The sequence below is a fragment of the Burkholderia sp. ABCPW 111 genome, assembly GCF_000773065.1.
GTDB classification, from domain to species: Bacteria; Pseudomonadota; Gammaproteobacteria; order Burkholderiales; family Burkholderiaceae; genus Burkholderia; species Burkholderia savannae.
The window spans coordinates 22,294-40,281 of sequence record NZ_JPWT01000094.1 but is presented as its reverse complement, the minus strand read 5'-3'; the positions used below and the strand labels follow the sequence as shown (position 1 = coordinate 40,281).

General features: G+C 68.2%; 14 protein-coding genes. 7 read left to right on the top strand and 7 right to left on the bottom strand.

All coding sequences use genetic code 11. The features are described 5' to 3' along the window. Window positions 1–465 precede the first annotated feature (465 nt). Window positions 466–1,908 (top strand): HD domain-containing phosphohydrolase, encoded by a 1,443-nt coding sequence (locus X946_RS21960; protein WP_038751982.1) that lies wholly within the window; start codon window positions 466–468, stop codon window positions 1,906–1,908. A gap of 48 nt (window positions 1,909–1,956) precedes the next feature. Then, window positions 1,957–3,789: a histidine kinase gene (locus X946_RS21955; RefSeq protein ID WP_038751980.1), complete on the top strand. Its 1,833-nt coding sequence runs from the start codon at window positions 1,957–1,959 to the stop codon at window positions 3,787–3,789. On the opposite strand, the gene X946_RS21950 is transcribed toward X946_RS21955, so the two are convergent. Continuing rightward, window positions 3,767–5,449 (bottom strand): purple acid phosphatase family protein, encoded by a 1,683-nt coding sequence (locus X946_RS21950; protein WP_038751977.1) that lies wholly within the window; start codon window positions 5,447–5,449, stop codon window positions 3,767–3,769. The genes X946_RS21955 and X946_RS21950 overlap by 23 nt on opposite strands. A gap of 631 nt (window positions 5,450–6,080) precedes the next feature. Here X946_RS21950 and X946_RS21945 point away from each other — a divergent pair. Continuing rightward, window positions 6,081–6,455, top strand: a complete 375-nt coding sequence (locus X946_RS21945; protein ID WP_038751974.1) for a DUF4377 domain-containing protein — start codon at window positions 6,081–6,083, stop codon at window positions 6,453–6,455. Between the two features lie 79 nt (window positions 6,456–6,534). Here X946_RS21945 and X946_RS21940 read toward each other — a convergent pair whose 3' ends face one another. Continuing rightward, window positions 6,535–6,882: a GFA family protein gene (locus X946_RS21940; RefSeq protein ID WP_038751971.1), complete on the bottom strand. Its 348-nt coding sequence runs from the start codon at window positions 6,880–6,882 to the stop codon at window positions 6,535–6,537. A 341-nt stretch (window positions 6,883–7,223) separates the two neighbouring features. On the opposite strand from X946_RS21940, the gene dgoD reads away from it, so the two are divergent. Then, window positions 7,224–8,372, top strand: coding sequence for a galactonate dehydratase (gene dgoD / locus X946_RS21935; protein WP_038751969.1), 1,149 nt, complete (start codon window positions 7,224–7,226; stop codon window positions 8,370–8,372). Between the two features lie 183 nt (window positions 8,373–8,555). On the opposite strand, the gene X946_RS34300 is transcribed toward dgoD, so the two are convergent. Further along, window positions 8,556–8,855 (bottom strand): hypothetical protein, encoded by a 300-nt coding sequence (locus X946_RS34300; RefSeq protein WP_152611768.1) that lies wholly within the window; start codon window positions 8,853–8,855, stop codon window positions 8,556–8,558. 277 nt (window positions 8,856–9,132) lie between these two features. Beyond that, a complete protein-coding gene (locus tag X946_RS21930) occupies window positions 9,133–10,059 on the bottom strand; it encodes a CopD family protein (RefSeq protein ID WP_038751966.1) in 927 nt (308 codons plus the stop codon). Window positions 10,060–10,477: 418 nt separating this feature from the next. On the opposite strand from X946_RS21930, the gene X946_RS21925 reads away from it, so the two are divergent. The 3 genes from X946_RS21925 (at window position 10,478) to X946_RS21915 (ending at window position 14,133) form a co-directional block, all read left to right on the top strand. Further along, the gene (locus X946_RS21925; RefSeq protein ID WP_038751964.1) at window positions 10,478–11,239 is read left to right on the top strand and encodes a c-type cytochrome; all 762 of its coding nucleotides are present in this window, start codon (window positions 10,478–10,480) and stop codon (window positions 11,237–11,239) included. 19 nt (window positions 11,240–11,258) lie between these two features. Beyond that, window positions 11,259–12,557, top strand: coding sequence for a c-type cytochrome (locus X946_RS21920; RefSeq protein WP_038751961.1), 1,299 nt, complete (start codon window positions 11,259–11,261; stop codon window positions 12,555–12,557). Window positions 12,558–12,684: 127 nt separating this feature from the next. Then, on the top strand, window positions 12,685–14,133 hold the full coding sequence (locus tag X946_RS21915; RefSeq protein ID WP_038751958.1) for a DEAD/DEAH box helicase: 1,449 nt from the start codon (window positions 12,685–12,687) through the stop codon (window positions 14,131–14,133). A gap of 194 nt (window positions 14,134–14,327) precedes the next feature. Here X946_RS21915 and X946_RS21910 read toward each other — a convergent pair whose 3' ends face one another. From X946_RS21910 to X946_RS21900, 3 genes are all read right to left on the bottom strand, one after another. After that, window positions 14,328–14,828 (bottom strand): hypothetical protein, encoded by a 501-nt coding sequence (locus X946_RS21910; protein ID WP_038751955.1) that lies wholly within the window; start codon window positions 14,826–14,828, stop codon window positions 14,328–14,330. A gap of 336 nt (window positions 14,829–15,164) precedes the next feature. Further along, a complete protein-coding gene (locus X946_RS21905) occupies window positions 15,165–15,992 on the bottom strand; it encodes a ferritin-like domain-containing protein (RefSeq protein ID WP_038751952.1) in 828 nt (275 codons plus the stop codon). 297 nt (window positions 15,993–16,289) lie between these two features. Further along, the gene (locus tag X946_RS21900; RefSeq protein WP_038751950.1) at window positions 16,290–17,954 is read right to left on the bottom strand and encodes a gamma-glutamyltransferase family protein; all 1,665 of its coding nucleotides are present in this window, start codon (window positions 17,952–17,954) and stop codon (window positions 16,290–16,292) included. Window positions 17,955–17,988: the final 34 nt, after the last annotated feature.

The following is a 17,988-nucleotide window of genomic DNA, read 5'->3' as shown; positions in this document are numbered from 1 at the left end:
TGCTTTTCGATCGAGCAATTGCTTCCTCCGACATCCTTAAAATGAGGTGTCAGATTATGCAATCGCTCGAAAACCCTCCACGGTTTCCTGCGATGAACCCAAAATTTTCCGCCGATGGAAACTCGCGGCGGCGACACCCGCATCTTTTACGCGATGCCGTAAGCCCAATCGAATCAAGCCGTCGATCGACGCGCGCCGATGCATCGCTTCGTTCGCCTCACGATCCGTGGCGCATGCGGGTCGCGCATCCCGCATGCGCATCGGTGTCGCGCGAGCGCCGCAACCCGCAACCGAAACGGTCGCGACGATTCTTTCGATGCGCACACACCAAACGCGCACGTCGCGGGCGGTATCGAACGCGCCGTCTAGGTAGATACGCTGACGCCCCGTTTTTTTGGCTCAAGGACGCACGGCCGCGCGCCGATATCTCAGCCAGCCGATGACAAAAAATGAAACGGAGGCTTCGTGAACGGACCCGAGGAACCGACAATGCCCATCGCGGCGGATGCATCGCACCCGCGCGCGGCCGATCACGCCCGATCGACGAACGCCGCTCCCGCAAACATGGTCGGCAACGCGTCCCCCGTGATCCTGATCGTCGACGACGAACCGAGCATCCTCTCCGCTCTCAAGCGTCTGCTGCGCACGGTGCGCTATCAGGTCGTGACGGCCGACAGCGGCGCGGCGGGGCTCGACGTGCTCGCCGCCGGCGACGTCGACCTCATCGTCTCCGACATGCGAATGCCCGGCATGACGGGCGCCGAATTCCTCGCTCGCGCGCAGACGCTGCGCCCGGACACGATGCGCGTCCTGCTGACGGGCTACTCCGAGATCGACGCGGTCGTGAGCGCAATCAACGAAGGCGGCGTGTATCGCTACCTGAACAAGCCGTGGGACGATCACGATCTGCTGCTCACGGTCAAGCAGGCGCTCGAGCAGCGTCGGCTGCGCCAGGAGACCGCCCGCCTCTTCGCGATCACGCAGAAGCAGAACGAGGCGCTCGTCGCGTTCAGCACGGAGCTCGAAGCGCAAGTGCACGCGCGCACCGAGGAAATCCGGCAAACCGTGATGTTCCTCGAGGACGCGCAACGCGACCTGAAGCGCAATTTCATGACGATGATCCAGGTCGGCGCGAACATGATCGAGCTGCGCTGCGGCGTGATGGGCGGCGAATCGCGGCGCATCGGCGAACTCGCGAAGCGGCTCGCGCTCGCGTTCGACATGAGCGAGCTGCAGGCGCGGGACCTGCATTTCGCCGGGCTGCTGCACGGAATCGGCAAGCTGTCGCTGCCGGACGAGCTGCTGCGCAAATCAATCGACCGAATGAGCGCGGAGGAAAGCCGCCAGTTTCATCAGCATGCGCTGCGCGCGCAGATGGTGCTCACGCCCGTCACGCAGCTCAATCACGTCGCGCACGTCATTCGCCACCAGTACGAGCGCTTCAACGGCCGAGGCACGCCCGACGGGCTCGCGGGCGAAGACATCCCGCTCGGCTCGCGCATTCTCGCGGTCGCGCGCGACTACGAAGGGCTCCAGCGCGGCGGCATCGTCAATCATCGCCTGCTGCCCGATCAGGCGATCGCGCTCATCCAGTCGCAGGCCGGCATGCGCTACGACCCGCAGATCGTCGATCGTTTCGTCGCGCTCGCGAAGGACTTGGCGACGTTCGGCTGCAACACGCCGTACGCGCAGATCACGGGCGGCCAGCTGCTGGAAGGCATGCGGCTCGCCGACGATTTGCGCACGAGCCGCGGCGTGCTGCTGATGACGAAAGGCAGTGTCGTGTCCGCGCATCAGGTCGCGCTCGTGCGGCGCTACGAAGCGCAGGAAGCCACGCCGTTCACGATCCTGATCCAGACGCCGCCGCCGAACGCCGATGCCGCGGCGGCCTCGATGCGCGAAGGCTGACGCGCGCGCCGCCGTCGCCGTCGCGCATACCGAGACGAGCCGCTCCTCATGCACGGAACCTTCGACATCCCGCTCGTCGTACTGTCGCTCGCGGTCGCGACGCTCGCGTCGTATACCGCGCTCGATCTGAGCGCGCTCATCTCGCTCCTCGACAAGCCGCGGATGCGGCGCGCGTGGCTCGCGGGCGGCGCGGCCGCGATGGGCACGGGCATCTGGGCGATGCACTTCGTCGGCATGCTCGCGTTCTCGCTGCCGATTCCGCTCGGCTACGACTTCGGGCACACGTTCGCCTCGCTCGCGATCGCGATGATCGTCTCGTACTTCGCGCTGAACGCGCTGACGCGCGCCGCGCTCACGCGCGAGCGGCTCGCGGTGGGCGGCGTGCTGATGGGGCTCGGCATCGCGGCCATGCACTACACCGGCATGAGCGCGCTGCAAATGCACCCCGCGATCGGCTACGACCGCACGCTCTTCGTCGCATCGATCGCGATCGCGATCGGCGCGTCGACGATCGCGCTCTGGATCGCGCATCGCCTGAGCGACGAGAACGAGCCGCACGTGTTCGCGAAGCGGATCGGCGCGGCGGGCATGATGGGCATCGCGATCACAGGCATGCATTACACGGGCATGGCGGCCGCGCATTTTCCGGCGAACGCGGTGTGCGGCGCCGCCGGCGAAATCAGTGGCGCGTGGCTCGGCGCGACGATCGCGCTCTTCACGGCGACGATCCTGAGCGCGACGCTCGTCGTCTCGCGTTTCGATGCGCGCACCGCGTTCCTGCGCGGCATGACCGATGCGCTCGAGGAGCTCGTCACGAAGCGCACGAGCGAGCTCGAAGGCGCGCTGCGGCAGTACGAGCGCACGACGCACGTGCTGCAGCGCACGCGCAAGAAAATGGAGCAGGAAATCGACGAACGCAAGGCCGCGCAGGCGCGCCTCGAGCACGAAAAGGACGAGCAGCGCCGGCTGATTCGTCAGATCGAGGAAACGCACGTGCAGCTGCTGCAATCGGAAAAGCTCGCGTCGATCGGCCAGCTCGCAGCGGGCGTCGCGCACGAGATCAACAACCCGATCGGCTTCGTCAACGCGAATCTCAACACGCTGAAGGGCTGGGTGCAGGGTCTCCTCGATGTGATCGCCGCGCAGGAAAAACTCACGCGCACGCTTTGCGCCGACGCGCGCGCGCCGCTCGACGCGGTGTCGCGCGAAGTCGATCTCGACTACGTGCGCAGCGACATCGTCGCGCTCATCGACGAATCGATCGACGGCGCGATGCGCGTGCGCCGCATCGTCGGCGACCTGCGCGATTTCTCGCGGCCGAGCGGCGACGAATGGGCGCTCGCCGATCTGCACGCGGGGCTCGAGAGCACGCTGAACGTCGTCCACAACGAGCTCAAGTACAAGGCGGACGTCGTGCGCGAATACGGCAGCCTGCCGCTCGTCGAATGCAACGCCGCGCAGTTGAACCAGGTGTTCATGAATCTGCTCGTCAACGCCGCGCAGTCGATCGACGCGCACGGCACGATCACGATTCGCACGTCGCACGACGCCGACGCCGTGTCGATCTCGATCGCCGACACGGGCGCGGGCATCTCCGAGGACGTGATCGGCAGGATCTTCGATCCGTTCTTCACGACGAAGCCCGTCGGCCAGGGCACGGGGCTCGGGCTGTCGATCTCGCACGGCATCGTGGAGCATCACGGCGGGCGCATCGACGTCGAGAGCCGCGTCGGCCGCGGCACGACGTTTACGATCACGCTGCCGATCCGGCGCAAGTCCGGCTCGGCAGCGAACGCCAACTCCAACGCGCCCGACGGCGCGGACGGCGCGCACCGGGCAGTGCGCGCCGCCGCGCCGCTTACGCGCGGCGAGCCTTGCTGAGCACGATCGTCTCGAACAGCTCGTACTCGGCCGTCGGCTGCTGATCGGCGCCCGGCGCGTGATGGTAGTTCACGGTGATCGTCGTGTTGCCGCCGTGCTCGCCCGGATCGTAGTCGAACACGGCGATCCCGTAGCCCGTGCCCGTGTCGCGCCGCGCGGACCAGATCGCATCCTCCACCGCATCCGCGCCGTGCCGCACGAACGTGTTCGGCGCCGCGCCCGGCACCGGCCGGTTCGGCTTCGTGAACACGCGCGCCTGAGGCAAGCCCGTCGCCGGATTCTCGCCGTACACGTCGAGCGGCGCGCTCGTGCCGCCGCCGCCGAGAATCATGTGGATCGTGCCGTGCGACGTGTCGAACTTGCCGTCGGCCGGATCGGACATGACGACGGGGCGCGGCTGCAGCGTGTCGACGACCTCGCCCGTCGCAGCGTCGACGCCCGCGCGGTGGTTGCAGCCGCGCACCGGAAAGCTGCGCTCGTAGTCGTGATCGTGGCCGCACAGCACGAGGTCGACGCCGTAACGGTCGAAGAGCGGCAGCCATGCCTCGCGGATGCCCTTGTCCGAGCCGTTGCCCGTCTTCGACGAGCTGAGCGCGTCCTGATGCATCTGCACGACGATCCAGTCGATGTCGCGATCGCGCGACGCGCGGCGCAGCGTCTCTTCGAGCCAGCGCGTCTGCTCGCCGCGGCTGTAGCCGCGCACATAGAACGACGTGCCGGGGGCGATCGGCTCGTTGCCGGTGCTCGCCGCCGGCACGAGCGGGTTCGGGCCCGCGACGAACGCGGCCGCGTCCTGATAGACGACGTCGTCCGCGTCGAGCGACACGAACAGCACCGCGCCGACGCGGAAGCTGTACCAGCGGCCCGGAAAACGCGTGCCGTTCTCGGGCAACGTGTAGCGCGCGAGATACGAGTCGAGGCCTTGCGGGCCGTTGTGAAACTCGATCTCGTGATTGCCGGGGCACGGCATCCACGGACGGTTCGCGGCGGACGTCTGATTGTTGTTGCCGAAGTCGCGCCACACGGCCGGCTGATGCGCGGGGTTCAGGTTCGCGTAGCAGAGATCGCCGTTCAGCAGATGAAAGAGCGGCTGAAAGCGCTCGATCGCCTGCACCGCGAAGCGGCTCTGCGGCGACGACAGCACCCAGCCGGTGTTCGGCGTCGCGAGATCGCCGTAGCTCGTCCAGCGAAACGGCGAGCGGCCGCGCGGCGCGGTCTCGAAGTGGGCGGCGAACGGCTTCGCCGCGTTGCCGTCGTTGTCGGCCGTGACCTCGTAGCGATACGCCGAGCCCGGCTTGAGGCCGTGCAGCCGCGCGTGATACGTGAACACCACTTCGCCGTTTAGGCCGTCGGTGTACGTGCGCTGCACGCCGTGCGCGGTCCGCCACGCTTCGTTCGGTCCCGCGAAGCGCACGCGCGGGTTGGTCGCGGCCGCGAGCGACGCCCACGATACGACGACTTCGTGCGCGTCGGCGTCGCCCCAGGTCAGATGAATCTGCTCGGGCGTGCCGTCGGGCGCGGCGGCGGCGGCCCGCGTGGCCGCGAGGCCGCTCGCGGCGGTCGCGAGCCCGGATACGCCGGCGAACTTGAGGAAGCCGCGGCGAGAGACGGCGCAAGGCTGCTCGGTCGGCGGCGCGTCGGAAGCTGGCTTGTTCGGCATGATTTCGTTCGATCGTCGGAGAGTCGTGGGGAAAGGAATGAAAGCAAGCGACGGCGCGGCGGCCGCGGGCATCGGCGCCCGGCCGCGCGCGTCAGCGCCGTCACCGCCAGCGCCGACACCTTATGACGGGATGCGTGACGCGACGATGTCAGCCCCGCGTCGCGCCGCGCGGATGCCGGCCGCCTGGCGGGAATCCGCGTATGCGGCGGGGACGCCCGGTTGCACGGTCGATGGGGCGAGTCCGTTTTCGCTTCGCGGCCGGCCGGCATCGCGTCGGCGTCAAGTCCGCGACGCATCGGCGTTGGAGTCGGTGGCGTTGCCGCGTGGTTTCGGGGTTTCGTGGTTTCGGGGTGCCGCAACGCGGCTGCGCAATCGCGATCGCCAGCGCAATCGCAACCCAAATCGCAACTAAAATCGCGGTCGAAATCACAACGACAACGACAACGACAACGACAACGACAACGACAACGACAACTGCAACTACGGCGACGGCCCCGCGGCCATCGCGCGCCGCAACGCCGCGTCGAGAAAACGCGAGTCGCGCACGCCGCGCGCAAAACGGCGCGCCCACGCACCGTGAACCCGTCCGGCGCGATCGGGTCCAATCGCGATTCGATCGACGAGGAACGTCATGCTCGATATGCCACGCCGCGCGCTCGCGGCCGTCGCGTTCGCCGGCGCGGCCGGCCTTGCCGGCTGCGAGACGAATGCAGCGGCGAACGCGCCCATCGCGCCGGCGGCCGCGCCGCAAACCGCGACGAAGACCGTCTACGTCGCCGCGCAAACGGCGCGCTGCGTCGGCGTCGCGCCGATGGACTGCCTGCAGGTGCGCACGAGCCCGAGCGAGCCGTGGCAGCTCTGGTACAGCGGCATCGAAGGCTTCGACTACCGCCCCGGCTACGAATACCAGCTCGAGATCGCCGAACACTGCGTGCCGAATCCGCCTGCCGACGGCTCGTCGATCCGCTGGATGTTGAAGCGCGTCGTCCGGCAGCAGCCGCGCTGAGCCGGACGGCGTAGTGACGCGCGCGGCGCATGCCGCACGCGCCGCGCGATCCCGATTTGGGCCGGCGCGCTCGATATGTTCAGAGCGCGCGCCCGTCGAAATGCCGGACCGGCACCGCGTCGAGATCGATGCCGTCGATGCAGCGGATGTTGACTGCCGCGATCGCGTTGCCCTTCGGGTCCGTGCCTTCCGCGAACGGGTGGATGCCGCAGGTCGGGCAGAACCGATGCCGGATCGTGCGCTCGTTGAACAGATAGGTCGCGATGTCGTCGTCGGGCGTTTTCAGATGAAACGCGTCACGCGGCACGAACCACAGCAGCGAGCCCTTGCGCACGCACATCGAACAGTTGCAAGCGCAAGCGCTCTCGATCTCCCCTTCCACCTCGAACTTGATCCTGCCGCAATGGCAGCTGCCGGTGTAAAGCATCGTCGCCTCCTTCGATCGTGTCCGGCCCGGCGACGCGGCCGCGCCGCGCCCGGGCGCCCGGCCGGTGCCGTACGGTAACGCTCGGCCGTACGGACCGCAACCGTCCGGCGCCGCGCGAGCGGCGCACGAGCGGCGAAGGCGATCAATCGCACCCGACCCCGCTCGCGCGCCGCGATCCGCGCCCGACGCGCCGCGCGATCCGGCGGCGTGCCGCGTCGACGCACGGCGCGCATCCGGCCGCCGCGCCCACTATGTGCGCACAGGCGCGATCGATACGACTTTCGCGCGGCGCCGCTGTACGATTCACGCGTGGTTCATGCAGACAACAGGAGACACCCGCAATGAAGATCACCCGCCTCGAAACCTTCGTCGTTCCGCCTCGATGGCTGTTTCTGAAGATCGAGACCGACGCGGGCATCGTCGGCTGGGGCGAGCCGATCGTCGAAGGCCGCGCGCATACGGTCGAGGCGGCCGTGCACGAGCTAGCCGACTACCTCGTCGGCCAGGACCCGCTTCGCATCGAGGACCACTGGCAAGTGATGTACCGCGCGGGCTTCTACCGCGGCGGCCCGATCACGATGAGCGCGATCGCGGGCATCGACCAGGCGCTCTGGGACATCTTGGGCAAGCATCACGGCGCGCCCGTCCACGCGCTGCTCGGCGGCCCGGTGCGCGACCGGATCAAGGTCTATTCGTGGATCGGCGGCGACCGGCCGAGCGACGTCGCGAACAACGCGCGCGCGGTGGTCGAGCGCGGCTTCCAGGCGGTGAAGATGAACGGCTCGGAGGAACTGCAGATCATCGACACGTTCGACAAGGTCGAAAAAGTGATCGCGAACGTCGCGGCGGTGCGCGAGGCGGTCGGGCCTTACGTCGGCATCGGCGTCGATTTCCACGGCCGCGTGCACAAGCCCATGGCGAAGGTGCTCGCGAAGGAGCTCGATCCGTACAAGCTGATGTTCATCGAGGAGCCGGTGCTATCGGAGAACGCCGAGGCGCTGCGCGACATCGCGAACCAGACGAGCACGCCGATCGCGCTCGGCGAGCGGCTTTATTCGCGCTGGGATTTCAAGCACATCCTCGAAGGCGGCTACGTCGACATCGTGCAGCCGGACGCGTCGCACGCGGGCGGGATCACCGAGTGCAGGAAGATCGCGACGCTCGCGGAGAGCTACGACGTCGCGCTCGCGCTGCACTGCCCGCTCGGGCCGATCGCGCTCGCCGCGTGCCTGCAACTCGACGCGGTCAGCCACAACGCGTTCATCCAGGAACAGAGCCTCGGGATTCACTACAACCGGGGCAGCGATCTGCTCGACTATCTTCGCAATCCCGAAGTGTTCCGCTACGCGGACGGCTTCGTCGCGATCCCGCAGGGGCCGGGGCTCGGCATCGACGTCGACGAGGAGAAGGTGCGCGAGATGGCGAAGACCGGACACCGTTGGCGCAATCCGGTCTGGCGGCACGCGGACGGCAGCGTCGCCGAGTGGTGAAGACACGCGCGCACGGCCACGGCAGGCAACGCATCGCGCCGGCGACGGGCCGAGGCCGTGTGAAGTCGCACGCCGATCGCGGCGGTCGATAGAGTCGATCGTTCGGATCGCGCGGTATTGACCGGGGGCGGCGCGGGAAGGGTTAAGCGGCACCCGAAAACCGTGCCGTGTAGTTTTGCGTTTTCACACAGCCCCGGCCGCGGCCGAACGCCTGATTCGACGCCGGAGCCCGAACGCTTGCCGCTTGCCGCCTGACGATGCGCCGAACGGCCGATGCGCGGCCGCCATGCCGGACACCCGACGCCCGCCCGGCGCTTGACGCACAGCCCTGACGTTCGACACACGGCGCTCGACGCCGATGCCGACACCGATGCCCCGGCCGATGCCGCACAGGCCGAAGACATCGCGACGCGGCGCGCCGAACGGGGGATCGCCGATGTGAACGAACGCACGCGCCGCCAGCCGTCGGGCAGGCCGGCGCATCAGGCGGCATCCGGCAGCGGCCGGCGGGCAAGCACGGCCGGCCGCCACAGCGCCGCCCATGCCGCGCCGAAACCGAGGCGTCCCGGCGTCCGGCCGGCGTCGCGTCGATGACCGACGCGGCGATCGGCGGGCCGGTCTTGGCATCGCCGCATCGCGTTCGCCCCCTTGCCGCGGCCCGCGTATCGTGCCTGCAGCCGGCGCCTGTCGCCCGCCCAAGCCCCGAGTCACGCCCGAACCAGGCCCCGAGTCCACTCGCGCCCGAGCGACCGAGCCCGCGTCAGCTCACCGAGATCGGCGCGGTGAAAGACAACACGGCCGCCGCGACGAACACGCCGATCATCGTGAGCGCCTCGAGATGCAGCACGTTGCGGAACGTGTGCGCGTCCTCGGTCGACGCGGTGCGGCGCAGCCGCGGCAACGCCGAGAAGCGGTTGAGCGCCGCGAGCACCAGCGCGAGCGCGACGAGCGCGAGCTTCAGCAGCAGGATGCGGCCCCACGTGCTGCCGTCGAGCGCGGCGAAATCGCCGCCCGTGCCGCGAATCGTGTTCAGCACGCCCGTGACGACCACGAACGCAAGCGCGGCGATCGACCCGCGCGACAGCCGCTGCGCAATGCGGATCATCGCGCCGCGCGCGATCGACGAGCCGAGCGCCGGCAGCACCGCCATCCCGCCTGCGATCACGAGCCCGCCCCACGCGGCCGTCGCGGCGACGTGCACGGTCTGCACGCCGACTGCGGCCGAGAACGCGCCCGAATCGGCCGCGTGGCCGAGCGACGCCTTGCCCGCCGCAACCACGAGCGTCGCGAGCGCGAGCAACGCGCCGGCGAGCGGGCCGCTCGGCCGGGCGAGCGCGACGACGAACAGCAGCACCGCGCCGCCGCACGCAACGCTCCATGCATGCCCGACGTGCGTCTGCGCGAGCACGACCGGGATCGCGCCGAACGCGCCGCGCAAGCCCGCGCCGCTCATCGCAGCGGCCTGGTAGACGAGCCAGCCGACGTCGGCGAGGACCAGCACGGCCGCCGCAACCGCGAGCGAGCGCAGCGATTGCCGCCACGCGGGGTGCGACGGCGCGATCACGCTCTTCGCGCCGTCGTTCGCGAGCCACGCGCCGATCAGCGCGGAGCCCACCGCGACCGCAAACGCGACGTCGCCGAGCGCGGCGAGCGCCGCCTGGCCGAACCAGAGGCTGTCGATCTTCATCGCGCACCGCCCGCGCGGCGCGCGCCGGACGCCGCCCCGACGCGCGCCGCGCGCAAGGCGTGAAAGGATCGACTGTTGTTTTCAGGCAAACAGGAAAAAGAGGACTTCATCGACTCGCATGAAAGAAAAGAAATCGGCGCCGGCGCGGCCGGCCGTCCCGACGCCGCGCCCCCGAAGTGTACGGGCTTCGCCGCCGCCTGCGCAGCTTGTCCGACGTTTGGGCGCGTTCGAACCGTCATTCGCGCGTCAAATTGTCGCAACCCGACCGCGGCATGGAACCGTGCCCTCCGCGTCAAATAGCCGCCATTATCCATCGATGATAGAATGCCGCGTCGCAGCAGCCCGGCTGCCTGCCCTCGTTAGTTCTTGCCGTCATGCCGAGCCGATCGGAGCCCGGTCAGGTCCCCGACGAATAACAATGGAGTCCCGTGTGTCTTCTAGACGCCTTTTCCGTCCGCTGCTCGCTGTTGTGTTGATGGGCGCAGCGGGCCTTCTGAGCACTGCGCAAGCGCAAACCAAGCCCATCGAGCCGGCCGCCGCGAAGGCGCCCCTGAAGGCGCCCGACACGATGGCGGAGCGCGTGCGCGGCTGTACGGCCTGTCACGGCACGCACGGGCAGGGCACCGACAACGATTACTTCCCGCGTCTGGCAGGCAAGCCGGCCGAGTACCTGTACAACCAGCTCGTGAATTTCCGCGACGGTCGCCGCAAGTACCCGCCGATGAACTATTTGCTCACGTATCTGAACGACGACTACCTTCGCGAGATCGCGGAGCACTTCTCGCAGCAGCGTCCGCCGTACCCGGCGCCGACGAAGCCGACGGTGCCCGCCGCGGTCGTCGAGCGCGGCAAGCAGCTCGCGCTGCACGGCGATCCGGCGCGCAAGCTGCCCGCGTGCGTCGCGTGCCACGGCACCGCGCTCACCGGCATGCAGCCCGCGATTCCGGGTCTCGTCGGCCTGCATAGCGACTATCTGAGCGCGCAGATCGGCGCTTGGCGTTCGGGCACGCGCCATGCGAAGACACCCGATTGCATGCATGAAATCGCGAGCAAGCTGTCCGACGAGGACGTGACCGCCGTGACCGCGTGGCTCGCCGCGCAGCCGGCGCCCGCCAACCCGGTGCCGGCCCCGGCCCGCTCGATGAAGACTCCGCTCGCCTGCGGCAGCGAACCGCAATAAGGCAAGGGAGACAGACACAATGAAACGCAAGTCCCTGTTTGCACTCTCGGCTGTCGCGATCGTCGCGGCAGCGGCCCTCGTGCCCGTCCTGTGGCCGGGCAACGACACGCTGCACGGCAACGCCGCCGTCGCCGCGACGCCCGCCGACCAGGCCGCGCTCATCAAGAAGGGCGAATATCTCGCGCGCGTCGGCGACTGTATCGCGTGCCACACCGTGCGCGGCGGCAAGTCGTTCGCGGGCGGCCTGCCGATGGCCACGCCGTTCGGCACGATGTACACGCCGAACATCACGCCGGACGATCAGTACGGGATCGGCAAGTGGACATCGGACGATTTCTACCGCGCGATGCACACGGGCCGCTCGAAGGACGGCAGCCTGCTCTATCCGGGCTTCCCGTTCGCGAGCTACACGAAAGTCACGCGCGCGGATTCGGATGCGATCTACGCGTACCTGCGCTCCGTCGCGCCCGTCAACACGCCGAGCCGTCCGCACGAGCTGCGCTTCCCGTTCAACAACCGCAACCTGCTGATCGGCTGGCGCACGCTGTTCTTCAAGGAAGGCGAGTACAAGCCCGATCCGACGAAGTCGGTCGAGTGGAACCGCGGCGCGTATCTCGTCGAAGGCCTCGGCCACTGCTCGATGTGCCACACGTCGATCAACATGATGGGCGGCCCGGTGAGTTCGGCGGCCTTCGCGGGCGGCCTGATTCCGCTGCAGAACTGGTACGCGCCGTCGCTCACGAACGACAAGGAGCTCGGCCTCGGCGACTGGCATGTCCAGGAGCTGTCCAACCTGCTGCAGGCGGGCGTGTCGAACAAGGGCGCGGTGTTCGGCCCGATGGCGGACGTCGTCCACAACAGCCTGCAGTACATGACGGACGAGGACACGCGCGCGATGTCGACTTACCTGAAGTCGATCCCGCAGAAGGCCGAAGCGCCGAAGAACATGCAGTACGAGCCGTCGAAGCAGTTCGGCACGACGCTGCTCGAGCAGGGCAAGAAGATCTACGCGGACAACTGCGCGACCTGCCACGGCGCGCAGGGCGAAGGCAAGCCGACCGCTTACCCGCCGCTCGCGCAGAACCGTTCGATCATGATGGAATCGGCCGTGAACCCGATCCGCATGGTGCTGAACGGCGGCTACCCGCCGAGCACGTTCAAGAATCCGCGTCCGTATGGGATGCCGCCGTTCGCGCAGTCGCTGTCGAACCAGGAAGTCGCGGCGGTTGTCACGTACATCCGGATGTCGTGGGGCAACAACGGTTCGCCGGTTTCGCCGCAACAGGTGAGCGACCTGCGTTCCGCGCCTCTCGACTGAGTATCGGGTGACGCTAACGGGGCGCGGCTGCGGGAAACCGCGGCCGCGCCCTTTTGTTTTTCCGGCGACGTCCGTTTTCCGCGCGGGCCGCGCGAGGACGCCGCCTCATCAATAATCAAGAGTATCTATGTCTTTCGCATCTCTCGGCCTCGCCGAACCGCTCGTGCGGGCCGTCAACGAGCTGGGCTACACGCAGCCCACGCCAATCCAGGCTCAGGCCATTCCCGCCGTGCTGGGCGGCGGCGACCTCCTCGCCGGCGCGCAGACGGGCACCGGCAAGACCGCCGGCTTCACGCTGCCGATCCTGCAACGCCTCCACGCGTTCTACGGCGAAAACCGCAACGCGCGCCGCGCGGTGCGCGCGCTCATCCTCACGCCGACGCGCGAGCTCGCCGCGCAAGTCGAGGAAAGCGTGCGCGCGTACAGCAAGTACGTGAAGCTGCGCTCGACCGTGATGTTCGGCGGCGTCAGCATCAATCCGCAGATCGACGCGTTGAAGCGCGGCGTCGACATCGTCGTCGCGACGCCGGGGCGCCTGCTCGATCACATGCAGCAAAAAACGATCGACGTGTCGAGCCTCGACATCCTCGTGCTCGACGAGGCGGACCGGATGCTCGACATGGGCTTCATCCACGACATCAAGCGCGTGCTCGCGCGGCTGCCGGCGAAGCGCCAGAACCTGCTGTTCTCCGCCACCTTCTCCGACGAGATCAAATCCCTCGCGGACAGCCTGCTCGACTCGCCGGCGCTCATCGAAGTCGCGCGCCGCAACACGACGGCCGAGACGATCGCGCAGAAGATCCACCCGGTCGATCGCGACCGCAAGCGCGAGCTGCTCACGCATCTGATCCGCAAGCACAACTGGTTCCAGGTGCTCGTGTTCACGCGCACGAAGCACGGCGCGAACCGGCTCGCCGAGCAGCTGACGAAGGACGGCATCAGCGCGATGGCGATCCACGGCAACAAGAGCCAGTCGGCGCGCACGCGCGCCCTCGCCGAATTCAAGAGCAGCACGCTGCAGGTGCTCGTCGCGACCGACATCGCCGCGCGCGGAATCGACATCGACCAGTTGCCGCACGTCGTCAACTTCGATCTGCCGAACGTCCCCGAGGACTACGTGCACCGGATCGGCCGCACCGGCCGGGCGGGCGCGAACGGCGAGGCGGTGTCGCTCGTGTGCGTCGACGAGAAGCAACTGCTGCGCGACATCGAACGGCTCATCAAGCGCGAGATTCCGCAGGAAGTGATCCCGGGCTTCGAGCCGGACCCGAACGCGAAGCCCGAGCCGATCCAGCGTCGCGGACAGCGCGGCGGCAACAGTGGCGGCAGCGGCAATGACGGTAGCGGCGCAGGCAACGGCGGCCGCGGCAATCGCTCGCCGCGCGCGGCGAGCCAGCCGCAGGCGCAGCAAGGTCAGCCCGCCGCGCGACGCGACGGCGGTGCGCAGGCGAAGACCGCCAAGCCGCAGCAGGCACGCGGCGGCAACGGCCGCCCGGCGGGCAACGGCAATTCGAACGGCGGCGGCACGCATGCGAACCGCAGCCGTTCGTCGCGCAGCGGCCAGCGCGGCCGCTGAGCATCGGCATGCGTGGCGGGGCCGCGCGTCGAAGCGCCTCGCCTCGCCTCGTCGCGTCGCGTCGCGTCGCGTCACGTCACGTCACGTCACGTCACGTCACGTCACGTCGACCAACATCATGCCGCCTTCCCGCCTCCCCGCGCGCGGCCCAAGTGTTCGCGTCATCTGCTTTCGGCGCGCGGCCCGCACGTCGTTCAACGCCTGAGCTGCGCGATCTGCCGCGCCCAGCGCGCGAGCACGGCGGGCGCGTCGGCTCGCGCGAGCTCGAACGCGATCCCCGTGGTGAGGCGCGCATAGCCGACCCGCTGCGCTTCGCCGTCGACGAGCGCGGCGACGAAGCGCGCGAGTCCGTCGTCGGTCGAATCGGATGAATCGATGCGCAAGCGCGCCTGATGGAACGCGCCGTCGGCGACGAACGTGAGCGTCGCGTCGGGATGCGCGGCGAGCGCGCGCGCCGCGCGTGACTGCGGCCACAGCGAGAAGCGCAGCGACCGCGCATCGGGCGCATAGAGCTCGCCCGCGCTCAGCAGCGTCGTGCGCGGCTGCGGCGGATCGACATCGCGATCGACGACCACGAGCGCAGCGGCAAACCCCGCCTTGCGCGCGAGATCGTCGCCGTCGAACAGCGCGAGCGCCGCGCGCGGCCACGCGTCATACGTCGTCCGTTCGAGAGTGCGTCGGTGCGAATCGGTCACGGTGTGCTCTCCTGCTGCGTGTCGTGTCGAACGAAACCCGCAGCATACCGCGCGACGCGTTGCCGGCGCTCAGGGCTAGTTCACGCTGATAACGGGCTTGCGCCGGCCGCCGGAAGGGCCGCGCGCAAGGATTGCGACGAAGCGAATACTCGACGTATTCGCAAGGAGCATGACGCAGCGATCGGCTCTTCTGGCGGCCAGCCCCTCGAAGGATTTCTTCGATCACGGGAACGTGCCCGTGCGCCCGCATTGCGGCGTCGTTCGTCGTCGCAATAGCACCCTTGCCCTGCGGGCGCAAAGGCACGTTCACAAGCCCGCTATCAGCGTGAACTAGCCCTAACGGAAGAACACGTGCTGCGTGAGCTTCGTCAGCGGATAGTGGACGCCCGGCTGGATCTTCGCGGGCAAGTCGAGCGGCTTGAGCAGCATCTTCACGCACATGTCGGCGGACAGGTTGCGCCTCACGAGCGCGTTCACGCGCGCGGTCCGCTCGCGGCAATACGCGGAATCGCCCACACGTTCCGGGTAGCGGATCGCGAACACGTGCCGCAGCGCGATCTCCGAATCCTCGTTCTTGATCTCGAGCACGCGCCGCATCAGCGCGCCGAGCACCGCGAGCCGGCCGTTGCCCTCGACCTTGTTGTACTTCTTGAAGTAGCGGAAGAAATGCTTGTAATGGCGGACTTCGTCGGTGCGGATGTTGTCGGTGATTTCCTTGAGCACGGGCTCGTCCGAGCATTCGTTGATCGCGCGATAGAGCGTCGCCGTGCCCGTCTCGACGACGCAACGCGCGACCATCTCGAGCGCGCGCGTCTTCTCGAACGCTTCGAGCGAACAGGTCTTCGAATACTCTTCGAAGAAATTCGCGAATGCGAGATCCCAATCGAATTCCGGCCACACGTGCGCGATATACGCCTTCAATGCGCGGCCGTGCTGCAATTCCTCGTGCTCCCATTCGGCGTTGAGCCATGCCGACACTTCGGGATCGCCGTCGAAGAATTGGCTCAAATTGCTCGTGTAAAGATCGGAGCCGCTCTCGATGAACGACGCCGCGCACAGCAGCAGCAACAGATCCTCGTTCGCCGCGGCGCGTTGACGGTCGATGCGCGTCAAGTCGATGTCTTCGATGCGCCAGGGCATCTCGTGCGTGGTATCAGCCAACATGTTTCGCGCTCCCAAACGCCGCCTCGCATTCGCGACGGACCGCGCCGCGCGCGATTCCGCCGGTTGCGGCGCGTTGAAATCGGTTATTCGACATGTCCGGCCATCTTAGCCGGACTTTTTCGATCGTGCTTCGAAGCACTGACCTTAACCGGCAATCGCAGTTCCACGGCGGCTATCACGCAATATTAGACGCGTAATTCGAAAAGGCGAGCGATATGGAAAGCGAAAGCCTCTTTTGAAATGCCTTTCGATATCGTTTCGCCCGCAACGGACATTGCAGGTGACGCGCGCGGCGCGTCAAAAGCCCGCCGCGAGACCGTCTCGCCGGCTGTCGCTCGCCGCGACGTAGCCCCGGTCGGGCTCGTCGCGATCGAGCAGCCAGATGAACTGCCCGGACCCGAAGTCCATGTACGGATCGTCGATCGCCTGGATCGTGTGACCGCGCGCGGCAAGCGAATCGACGACCGATGCGTCGAGCGTCGATTCGACGTCGAGCGTGAACGACCGGCTTACCTTCCAGCGCGGCGCGTCGCACGCGGCCTGCGGCTGCTGGCCATAGCCGAGCATCCGCACGATCGTCTGCAGATGGCCTTGCGGCTGCATGTCGCCGCCCATCACGCCGAAGCTCATCGCCGCGTGCCGCACGCCCTCGACCTGCTGCGTGACGAACGCCGGGATGATCGTATGGAACGGCCGCTTGCCGCCCGCGACGACGTTCGGCGACGCCGGATTCATCGAGAATCCGCAGCCGCGGTTCTGCAACGCGATCCCCGTGCCCGGCACGACGAGGCCCGAGCCGAAGCCCATGTAGTTGGACTGAATGAAGCTCACCATCATGCCGCGCTCGTCGGCCGCGGACAAATAGATCGTACCGCCCGCGCGCGGCATGCCGAACGTGAAGTGCGTCGCCCGCCTGACGTCGATCAGCTTCGCACGCGCGTCGAGATACGCGTCGTCGAGCATCTGCGCGGGCGTGACCTCCATCGCGCGCGGATCGGCGACGTAGCGGTAGACGTCGGCGAACGCGAGCTTCATCGCCTCGATCTGCACGTGCTGCGAATCCGCCGAGTCGAGCGGCAGATCGTCGAGATCGAAGCGCTCCATGATGCCGAGCGCGATCAGCGCGGCGATCCCCTGCCCGTTCGGCGGGATCTCGTGCACCGTGTAGCCGCGGTAGTCCTTGCCGATCGGCTCGACCCACTCGGGCCGGTATGCGCGCAGGTCGGCGGCGCTCAGCGCGCCGCCGCCTTCGCGGAAGAACGCGGCGATCGCGTCGGCGATGCTGCCTTCGTAGAACGCGCGCGCGCCTTGCGCCGCGATCGTGCGCAGCGTCTTCGCGTGGTCGGGCAGCCGCAGCAGCTCGCTCGTCTCGGGCGCGCGGCCGCGCGGCATGAAAGCCTGCGCGAAGCCCGGCTGATCCTTCAGCTCGGGCACGGCGGCCGCCCACTTGTGCGCGACGATCGCGGCGACCGCGTGCCCGCGCTCCGCGAGTTCGATCGCCGGCTCGAGCAGATCGGCGAACGGCAGCGAGCCGAACTTCGCGTGCAGCGCCTCCCAGCCGGCGATCACGCCGGGCACCGTCACGGTGTCCCAGCCGCGCGTCGGCTGTCGCGCGAGGCCGTTGCCCGCCTCGCCGTGCCGGCGGCGGAAATAATCGACGTTCCATGCGGCGGGCGCGACGCCCGACGCGTTCAGGCCGTGCAGCTTCGCGCCGTCCCAGACGAGCGCGAACGCATCGCCGCCGAGGCCGCACGACACCGGCTCGACCACGGTGATCGCGGCCGCCGCGGCGATCGCCGCATCGATCGCGTTGCCGCCCTTCCACAGCATCCTGAGCCCCGCCTGCGCGGCGAGCGGATGCGAAGTCGAGACTACGTTGCGCGCGAACACCGGCACGCGCGTCGTCGGATACGGGTTGCGCCACGAGAACGTCGCGCCGGGCGGTTTCGAATGAAGATTCATCTCAGGCCAACGGTAAAGAGGATCGAAACAAACA